The following is an 8,849-nucleotide window of genomic DNA, read 5'->3' as shown; positions in this document are numbered from 1 at the left end:
ATCTGATCCGAAGATCAGCTCGCTTCCATCAAGCGCCCACACTTATCGGCTGTTAATTTTTAAAGAGCATTTCTGCGAGGAACTTCGTGTTTCTCAGCAGCGCTGCGTTTTCAGCAGCAGAGAAGCGAGATTATCAACCGTTTTTTCAAACTCGTCAACAACTTTTTTAACTACTTCGTTGCGACGACTGCGGTTTAATTCCGTGTGCGCTGATGTCATTAAAACCGACATCAACAGCACCGCTTCCCTTCTTTCCCCGCGCTGCGTTTCCGTTAGCGCGAAAGAGGCGTGATTCTAAGCACCAGTCCCGATCTACGCAACCCCTTTTGTGAAATTATTTTGACATGCGGTGTCGGGGGTCGCTGAACATCTCCAGTGGTCATATATATGCGACACGGCAGCAGCCGTCTCGGTCGCCCGTGAACAGCCATGCCGTATCGGACGCAACCCTCCGTCGCTCAACGCCCCACCATCGCCCTCACCACACCGTCCCGCCGAATCAGCCCGTGATACAGCGCAGCGGCAAAGTGCGCGAGGAACGTCGCGAAGAACAGATACGCCAGCACCCGGTGCGCGATTCGAAGCCAGGCAAACGTCACCGGATCCGCCGCCACGATCGCCGGCAGCTGCACACCGTCGCCCAACGTCACCGGGTACCCGCCCGCCGACAGCATCGCCCACCCGATCAGCGGCATCGCTAGCATCAGCGCATACAGCACGAGATGCGACCCGTGCGCGGCAACCTTCTGCCACCACGGCAGATCCTCCGGCAACGCCGGCGGCTTCGACAGAACCCGCACCACGATCCGCACACAAACCAGCACGAGCACGGCAATACCCAGAGGCTTATGAATCGCTACCAAAAGCGCATGGCGCTCAGAAACAGACGCCACCATCCCCACCCCGATGAACAGCATCGCGATGATCATCGCGGCCATCACCCAGTGCAGCACCCGCGCCGGCAAGCTAAACGTCGTCGAAGCCTTCATCACCGTCCCTCCCCACTCAATCGCGCCACGCCTGCCACCCCGGCCTCTTCACTCGTGCGCCGCAGATACGAATCCGCATACGCGGCCGACCGCGCCGCCAGCAACGGATCCCCCGACACCTGAATCCCCTGCGGCAGCACCGTCGGGTCGTAATTCACGTCGCGGCACGGCCCGCTGTCCTGCGCCTCCACGCGGTCGAGCACGAGCGTGCCCGCATCGATCGTCGTGCGCTGCGCGGGCCAGACCTTCGTTGCGTCGTCCACCGGGTCGCCAGGCTCCGCCAAGGTGACCAGCAGCTTCCACTTCTGCGCACCGGCCGCGATGCGCTGCGTTACGTCCTGCTGCAGCACGTTCGGGTCCGCCGCCGTCGCGACATCCCCTGCGCCAGCCGTCTGCTCCGGTACGACGCGCCACCGCACCGCCTGGCGCTTGCCGGCCGCATCGATGAAGTAGAACGCGTTCAATCCGTAATAGCTTTCGGTGACGTAACTCGCGCTCGGCTTCGCACCTTTGATCCACTGAAGGAACGCACCCGTCTCCGGGTGCGCGCCGAAAAACGCCTTCACCTTCGCCGGGTCGGGCTTGCCCGTCTTCGGATCGGGCCGGGTCGCCAGCAATTGCGCGTAGAACGCCTGCGGCGTCGCGACCGGAAACACCGGCATCGCGTTCATCCCGGTGCGCCATTGCTCGCCATCGGGCGCGGTAAGCTTCAGCGCGAGGCTGCGGATCGGCACGCTGCTGTCGGGCGCATACGGATTCCCGCCCGGCAACGCGAAGCGCCCGACCACCGGCGTGCGCACCGCCTTGAAGAACGGCGCGACCGAATACGCGCTCGCGGCGCCGTTGCCTTCGAAGTAACCGGTCACGCACACGCCCTTCGCGTGATTGCGCCGAAAGCCCGGATGGATACCGCCACCGGCCGTCTGCAACGCATCGACGATCCGGTGCGGGGTCAGACGCGCCGGCGCGAGCCAACCGCCGACATACCCGAACGCGACGGCCACGCCGGCCACCGCGCCGCCGATCGCGGCCCAGCGCCACCACCCGCGCCCGGGCTCGCGCTGCGGCGAAGAAGAGGAAGAAGATCGCTCCATGAATGTGCTCCCGACCGTCAGGTCATTGCCGAACCCGCGTAGGACGCCGCCCCCAGCGCTTTATTCCACGAAAATTTTTTTCCTATGCTGGTGGAATAAGCGGCGCCGACCGGCGTCTTACGCGGCATCTCGACCCATTCGGCAACCGGCCCGGCCATGCCCTCCACCGCCCTCGACGACGACGCACTGCGCGAACTCATCCCCAGGCTGCGACGCTTCGCGCTCTGGCTCGCGCGCGATGTCCACGCGGCCGACGATCTCGTCCAGTCGACGCTCGAGCGCGCGTTGTCGCGCTGGACAAGCCGCCGCGACGACGCGTCGCTGCGCAGCTGGCTCTTCACGATCCTGTACCGGCAGTTCCTCGACGGGAAACGCAGCGCGAAGCGCTACGCGTGGCTGCTCGGGCGCATCCGCGACGACGACGAAGCGCACTGGCCATCCGCCGAACGCGAATTCGCGGCGCGCGCGACGCTCGAAGCATTCGGCCGGCTCTCGGACGAACAGCGCAGCCTGCTGCTGCTCGTCGCGGTCGAGGGCTTCACCTATCAGGAAGTCGCCAGCCTGCTCGACGTGCCGATCGGCACCGTGATGTCGCGGCTCTCCCGCGCGCGCCAGGCGCTGCGCCAGCTCAGCGACGGCGAGCTTCCCGCTCCTTCTCTCCGGTTGATGAAGAAATGAACACGCCTCCGAACGAACACGACCTTCAGGCCTACGTCGACGGCCAGCTCGACGACGATGCGCGCGCCGCGGTCGAGCGCTTTCTCGCGCTGCATCCGGAGCGCGCGGAACAGGTGAAGCAATGGCAGCAGGATGCGCAGCGGTTGCGGGCGGCGCTCGAGAGCGTGCGGATGCCGGCGGACAACCCCGCGCTCGATCCGGCCGCGATCCGGGCACGACGGACGGAGCGCACGCGGATGCGGTTCGCGATGGCGGCTTCGTTCGTGTTCTGCGTCGGGCTGGGGACGCTGGGCGGATGGCAGGCGCGCGGGTGGAACGCGCCGCCGCCCATCGCGCCGATGAGCGATGCGGTCGAGGCCTACCGGATGATGGTGGTCGATCAGACGGCGAAGGTCGATTACCGGCCGACGGGTGCGGGAGATTTGCAGGGATGGCTCACCCGGCGCGTGGGTGCGTCGGCGAAGCTGCCGGATTTGAGCGCGGCGGGGTTCAGGCCGGTCGGCGGACGGTTGTTCACGACCGACAGCGGGGCCACGGCTGCGATGGTGCTTTATGAGGACGCAGCCGGGCGGACGCTGAGCTTCTATATGCGGCCTGCGGAATCGAAACATCGGCTGCTGCCGGCCGGGCAACGCGTGGATGGCGCGCTGCTCGCGCGATATGGGTCGGTGAACGGGCTCAACTATGCGGTGGTCGGGCCGGCCGGGAGCCTTGGGGAGAAAGCGGTCGTGCAGGCGCTCGACCAGCAGACTTGAGTGGTACGATGCGCGCCGCGCTGGCGGTCGGTGGTGGCCGCCAGCGCCTCGAACGACGCGGCTTCGCTGGCTTGAGCATGCTCACGCTCACTTCTCGCCTGCACAGCGTTTCGACTGACTTTCCCGGTCGGTTGTCCACACCGGCGCCCTCACCCTTTTGGGTCACAGGGTTTCGAGTCGCCGCGGAACAGGATATCCACATCGATCATGTCGGCACCGCGCGCGGTCATCGGTCGCGCTCGCTCACCTTCGACCTGCACAGCGTTTCGGGTTGCTTTGGCGTGCGATATCCACAACCCGTGAGATAACGCGAACACCTGCGCCGAATTCGATTACCCTCACTCGCTGAATGCACAGGCCTTCGAGTGCTTTGACTTCTCGATATCCACAACGCATTCGATCACGACAGATCGCGCAAAAGCTTTCCGCATCCTCTGTTCCGTTCCGGAAAGGCCTTGCCAGACAAGGCGTCCCGGCCGATTCATGTAGTCGAATGCACGTCGCTCACCTGTTCGACGCACAGCGATTCGACTGATTGGGTGTGCGGGTTGTCCACACGTAGCCGCCGGCAGGCGCATGAAACGCGCTGCACCTTCCGCATGTGCCCGCGTCGTCGAACCGGCAACCCGCCGTCCACTCGTGTACTTGCGCATCCGGATCGGCTTGTCACGATCAGAATTCGCCCGGATCCGCGCCCAGCTTGCGATCCGGATGCACGCTCACCGCTTGCTTGCACAGCGTTTCTCGTCGTTTGGTATCGCGGTTATCCACATACCAAGGATGACCACGTTCACCGCCTCCGAAATCACTTGGTCAGATAAACCCCGAGAATCTCGCCGGTTTCCGGAGAAACGACATACTTGATCGACGTCCCGAGCGGACTCGCGTTGCCGAGCCCGCGCATGCCGGGCGGCATCTTCGCCAGGAACGTCACGCTGATGACGGCGTCCTCAGGCTTCGGATCGACCGTGGCGGCACTTGCGTCCTCGATGCAAATCTCGAAGTTGCACAGATCCTGCCCGGTCTTCGCAAAATCCTCATAGGCGGCCTTCAGGCCAAGCAGCGTCGCGGTATTGAGCCGGACGGAACATCGATCGACCGCGCCGAAATTCAGCTTGCTCATGGTGTTCTCCAGGCATTACGGGTTCGGGCTCGTCTGAGGCACTTGCCGCGGCTCCAGGAAATACTGCGATTCGTCGGGAACGACGCCGTCCGCGTAACGCCGGTCTTCCCATAACAACCGCCAGCGCGCCCGGATGAACAATCCCCTGAGATCATCCCTGACGTGCGGTGCTCGAACGCCCCGAATGAAATAATTGAAGCAACCGTCGTTGCGCGCACTGCGCTTGACGATCGGCAAGATGCCCGGCCGCTTCGACCACTCGAAGACGACTGGCTCCCAGATGCCATCGCATGGCACCTTCTGGCCGGTCTTGATCACCCGGCCCACAGCTTGCGGAACCTCGGGCAGATCCGCCGGAAACACCGGATACGCAAGCGTGTAGAAGCCCTGCTCATAGGCATTCGGGGACAGCAGCAGATTGGCCGAACGCAGCTTTGCCATATCGCCGAATCGATTGCCCGGGTCGAACGGCGCACGTTCCATCTGGTATTCCGATGCGTGCAGCAGTTGGGCCAGCGCGTCGATCTTCGGCGGGTATGGGGCAATCTGCCCACCGCGATCCCAGTAATCGGGATTAGGGTAGAAATATGCGTTCAGACGGTGATATTTCCAGAACACATCCTCGAAAGGCCCATCGCTCTTCCAGACACGCCGGTTCCCTCGGGCCAACTCGGTCAGCCCTCGATCGTAAGCCGCGAGAATCTCGGCGATGATTGGAAAGTGGGTGTCCTGAATGGCCTCCGGATCGCCATCGGGCCACGTGTTCACCGCATGCTCATACGCGTTCGCGAATCGCGCAAACGCGTCGCGCTTGCGCGTCCAGAGCGACAGGCTGCTCACGCGTTGAAGCAGCCAGAAAATCTTGCGCCGTGCCTCGTCGTCCGTCAGGCGGTCAGCCGGGTCGTCCTGCCAGATCGTGTCCGTCATCCTTGATCCTCGCGCAACGGTGCCGGTTGTCTGTCCATCATGATTGCGCCGTTGCGTTCACGTCGGTGTGGTCGTTGCCCAGGCCGCTGCGTTTCAACACCTCTCGCAGACACACCGGACACACGTACTCACCGGCGTCCCACAGCGTCATGAACGTGTCCCGCTCGTCGATCCGGAACGTCGATTCAACGATGTCGATATCCGGCCCGAACACCTTGCGCAAAAACGCTTCGTCAAACCAGTACGTGGATTCCCCCTTCCCCCTGGCATCGATCACCCGCACGACGTGACAATCGCGGATCACGTCGATCGTCAGAATCGCCGTTTCGATATCCGGCGAGGCCCGCGTCGGCAAGATCAAGCCGTGAAGCTCGCATCGCGCGTAACGGCGAGGCCATTTCGCATTCGCCGAAACGACGGACGTATCGAACGCCTGCTCCTTCGTCGTCGGTTTATGCGGTGTCTCGCCGGAGCGCACCAGCAGTTCGTCCAGGCACGCCAGACACACATACGCGCGCAGGCGCTCCAGCGCCGCGATCTTCGGAAATGCCTTCACGTGTGCGACCCGATCGACCCAGGTCGCATCGACCTCGTGCTCGTCGAGCTCGGCACGCAGCATCCACATCTCCCGGGTGTATCTCGGCCGGTCGAGCGAGACCTTCACGAGTTCGCCTGGCGCACACTGCCCGCGCACCCTGATGTGGGCGGCAACGCCCGTCGACGTTGTCGCTGTCGAATCGTCGCCGTGCCGATGGCAAACTCTCGGTCCCATTACCTGCTCCCATTGCGAGCGCCGCTCGCGTCGCCCTGCTCTTTCTTCGGTTTCATCGCGTCGTGGAAAACGTCGATCAATCACACGCCGCAGTCGTGACGTTCGATGACGTACTGCCCCGGCCCGCGCCATGCGATCGAACGGTACGCGCTGCGAACGACGCCGATCTCCAGGTAATACTCGACGAGCGCCTGCGGGCTCCAGTCGCGGCCCGCGGAGAACAGCGCATCGAGATCGACGAGCGCGGCAACGAGGGCCTGGCGGTCGGTATCGTCCGCGATCGCACGTTCCCAGCGATCGGATCGTCGAGCGAAACCCAACTGCACCAGCACATCGGCGGCAGCCGCCACGTCGGTCACGACCACCGCAACGTGGCCGGCAATGTCCGTCACCAGCATCTCATTGACGGGTGTCTTCATCGATCGCTTCGCCCTTCGTCATTCCTTGCGCTCCCATCGATCCACTCGACCGCGAGCGCCAGCAGCTCGGGCAAATTGCCCGTGCCGCCGTAGCCGGCGAATTCGGCCTGGGTCGCGCGAACGGATATCCAGTCCGACTCGTCGCGCTCGATAGACAGATCGATCGCCTTGCCGGACGACGCGCCGGTGAGCTTCACCGTCCATCCCGGATTGTCGAGCGTGGCGATCTCGATGCCGTGTGCGTGTTCCCACACGCCATCGCAGCGCGATGCGTACCAGCGCTGCAGCGCAGTCAGTGAATCAATCATGTGCCTGTGCCTCCCATCATCCGACTCACGTCGTGGTGAGCCATCTGACGATCTCTTCGATGTCTTGGCGAGACAGCTTCCCGACGCGATCGACGAACACCCCGTAGTCGAGATCGAACTTCACGTTGAATCGCTCGCCTTTGTAGCGGCAACACAGGACATCGGCTTCCGGGATCGACACGCGTTGCTCGAACACGATGTCGCCCGGATGTTGCTGCAACCGGTGTACGACGGCGTCGATATCGAGTGCGTCGAGCCGGGTCAACGAAGAATCGCTCATGTGTCGTGAGCCTGTGCGCCAGACCCTCGCATCCTGAATGCCGGCGATTCTACAGACACAGCGGCTCGCGCATCGTCCGATGCCCTCACAGCTTGCCGTTTCGTTTATCCGATCACTGCACGCAGTGCATATCCTGCACGGATCACAGTCGGCGGACTGTGCTTATCCAAGGGTGTTAACAGAGTTCGTATACATACGTAGTGATAGTTAACAAACCCTGTGCCTCACAGTGGATAACGTCCCTAAGCCCATGAATTCTCGACAGGAAGCAGAATGCATAACCTTGGGTGTGGCACGTGAACAGCTCCGTGGAGCACAGAACAACTTTTCGTCGATTCACAGCCGCGGCGACATATCCTCAATCGTTCCACTGTGAATCCAGAGGCTTATCGGACGGTTATCCAGAGGCCAATGTGGATAACCCCACAGCACATCGACACGTTTTGCTGTGATGCGAACAGGTGAAGCCAACGATCCCGGCACCGCGAGGCAACATCGATCGTCGGGTCCCGCACGCCCCGATTCAAAAAATTTTCACGAAAGGGCTTGTGCTCCTCAAAAACCCTCTCTATAATTCGCGGCTTCTTAGGCTCGTAGCTCAGTTGGTTAGAGCACCACCTTGACATGGTGGGGGTCGTTGGTTCGAATCCAATCGAGCCTACCAACGAACAAAATGAAGGGGTCTGGCAGCACAACTTGCCTACAGGCAATGCGGCTCGCCAACATACAAACGCCACGCGGCAACATCGCGTGGCGTTTTTCTTTTTCCGGCCGAAACAACGCATGTCGCCCCGATGCGTTGCGCGATCCACGGCATCGCATCCTTCCTCACCGGCACCTCGACCTGCCATACGACGGACCCTGCACGGCAGGTAGAATCGTGTGCGATCGAAGCGGCTGCGCCGTACGCCGTTCGATCTTCACCGCATCCGAACCGAATCAAAACAATGACGCGCGATCCGCGCGACTGAGAGCACACGACCATGTCCGACGTCACGACCGCCACATCGTCCGCGAGCAACGACGAAATCGCCGCTTACGTCGGCAAGAAAGCCGCCTGGTTCGAGCGGAAATGGGAGATCGCCGCCTCGCGAAAGAACCGGCTGTCGTGGAACTGGGCAGCCTGTTTCCTGGGCCCGGTCTGGATGGCGTATCGCTCCATGTACTGGCAGGCGGCGGCCGTCCTTGGCGCGTCGCTCGCGATCACGCTGGTCGAGCTGCTGTTCTTCCCGAAATACTTCGAATCGAGCACGCTCGACCCGATCACGATCGGGATCGCGGTGTCGCTCGGCTGGTGCGGAAACAGCCTTTACAAGACGCACGTCGAACGCCAGATCGAGAAGCTGCGTCCGAACGCCACGTCGCGCGAATCGTTTCTCGCGCTGCTCGAAGCGCAGGGCGGTACGAACTGGCTCGCGGCGGTCGGTTTCGCGGTGGCAACGCCGTTGCTCGGCTTCCTGATCTACCTCGTGGCCGGGACGTATTGATCGCAGGAACCGGCGGC

At 62.7% G+C, this 8,849-nt stretch carries 12 protein-coding genes and 1 tRNA gene; 5 read left to right on the top strand and 8 right to left on the bottom strand.

Annotated elements, in window-relative coordinates; all coding sequences use genetic code 11:
* Positions 1–292, top strand: a 292-nt coding sequence (locus JYJ84_RS06305; protein WP_205189136.1) for a hypothetical protein, incomplete at its 5' end; no start/stop codon positions are given.
* A 166-nt stretch (positions 293–458) separates the two neighbouring features.
* On the opposite strand, the gene JYJ84_RS06300 is transcribed toward JYJ84_RS06305, so the two are convergent.
* Positions 459–989, bottom strand: coding sequence for a cytochrome b (locus tag JYJ84_RS06300; RefSeq protein WP_174962871.1), 531 nt, complete (start codon positions 987–989; stop codon positions 459–461).
* Positions 989–2,083 (bottom strand): catalase family peroxidase, encoded by a 1,095-nt coding sequence (locus JYJ84_RS06295; protein WP_175222224.1) that lies wholly within the window; start codon positions 2,081–2,083, stop codon positions 989–991. Before JYJ84_RS06295 ends, JYJ84_RS06300 begins: the two co-directional genes overlap by 1 nt.
* Positions 2,084–2,239: 156 nt before the next feature.
* Between JYJ84_RS06295 and JYJ84_RS06290 the strand changes: the two genes are divergently transcribed.
* Positions 2,240–2,761 carry a sigma-70 family RNA polymerase sigma factor gene (locus tag JYJ84_RS06290; protein ID WP_089449600.1) on the top strand — a complete coding sequence of 174 codons (522 nt, stop codon included), beginning with the start codon at positions 2,240–2,242 and terminating at the stop codon, positions 2,759–2,761.
* A complete protein-coding gene (locus tag JYJ84_RS06285; RefSeq protein WP_175222225.1) occupies positions 2,758–3,516 on the top strand; it encodes an anti-sigma factor in 759 nt (252 codons plus the stop codon). Before JYJ84_RS06290 ends, JYJ84_RS06285 begins: the two co-directional genes overlap by 4 nt.
* Positions 3,517–4,321: 805 nt before the next feature.
* Here JYJ84_RS06285 and JYJ84_RS06280 read toward each other — a convergent pair.
* Genes JYJ84_RS06280 through JYJ84_RS06255 form a run of 6 tightly spaced genes read right to left on the bottom strand, consistent with a single transcriptional unit; the run spans position 4,322 to position 7,345 of the window.
* On the bottom strand, positions 4,322–4,639 hold the full coding sequence (locus JYJ84_RS06280; protein ID WP_175222226.1) for a hypothetical protein: 318 nt from the start codon (positions 4,637–4,639) through the stop codon (positions 4,322–4,324).
* A gap of 15 nt (positions 4,640–4,654) precedes the next feature.
* Complete coding sequence (locus JYJ84_RS06275) at positions 4,655–5,566, bottom strand: Imm72 family immunity protein (protein WP_175222227.1); 912 nt, start codon at positions 5,564–5,566, stop codon at positions 4,655–4,657.
* Positions 5,567–5,603: 37 nt separating this feature from the next.
* Entirely contained in the window at positions 5,604–6,470 is an 867-nt protein-coding gene (locus JYJ84_RS06270; RefSeq protein ID WP_205189135.1) for a hypothetical protein, read from the bottom strand.
* Complete coding sequence (locus JYJ84_RS06265) at positions 6,419–6,757, bottom strand: hypothetical protein (protein WP_122944008.1); 339 nt, start codon at positions 6,755–6,757, stop codon at positions 6,419–6,421. Before JYJ84_RS06265 ends, JYJ84_RS06270 begins: the two co-directional genes overlap by 52 nt.
* Entirely contained in the window at positions 6,754–7,065 is a 312-nt protein-coding gene (locus tag JYJ84_RS06260; RefSeq protein WP_122944009.1) for an immunity 53 family protein, read from the bottom strand. The genes JYJ84_RS06265 and JYJ84_RS06260 overlap by 4 nt, the downstream gene beginning before the upstream one ends.
* Positions 7,066–7,090: 25 nt before the next feature.
* Complete coding sequence (locus tag JYJ84_RS06255; protein WP_175222229.1) at positions 7,091–7,345, bottom strand: hypothetical protein; 255 nt, start codon at positions 7,343–7,345, stop codon at positions 7,091–7,093.
* A gap of 587 nt (positions 7,346–7,932) precedes the next feature.
* Here JYJ84_RS06255 and JYJ84_RS06250 point away from each other — a divergent pair.
* Together JYJ84_RS06250 and JYJ84_RS06245 are read left to right on the top strand one after the other, a co-directional pair.
* Positions 7,933–8,009, top strand: a tRNA-Val gene (locus JYJ84_RS06250).
* A 319-nt stretch (positions 8,010–8,328) separates the two neighbouring features.
* Positions 8,329–8,832 (top strand): DUF2628 domain-containing protein, encoded by a 504-nt coding sequence (locus JYJ84_RS06245; RefSeq protein ID WP_175222230.1) that lies wholly within the window; start codon positions 8,329–8,331, stop codon positions 8,830–8,832.
* The last annotated feature ends 17 nt before the right edge of the window (positions 8,833–8,849 follow it).

Source organism: Burkholderia sp. LMG 13014, from assembly GCF_905232215.1.
GTDB lineage: Bacteria > Pseudomonadota > Gammaproteobacteria > Burkholderiales > Burkholderiaceae > Burkholderia.
The sequence above is the reverse complement of the archived record's forward strand: the minus strand, read 5'-3'. Positions and strand labels throughout refer to the sequence as shown.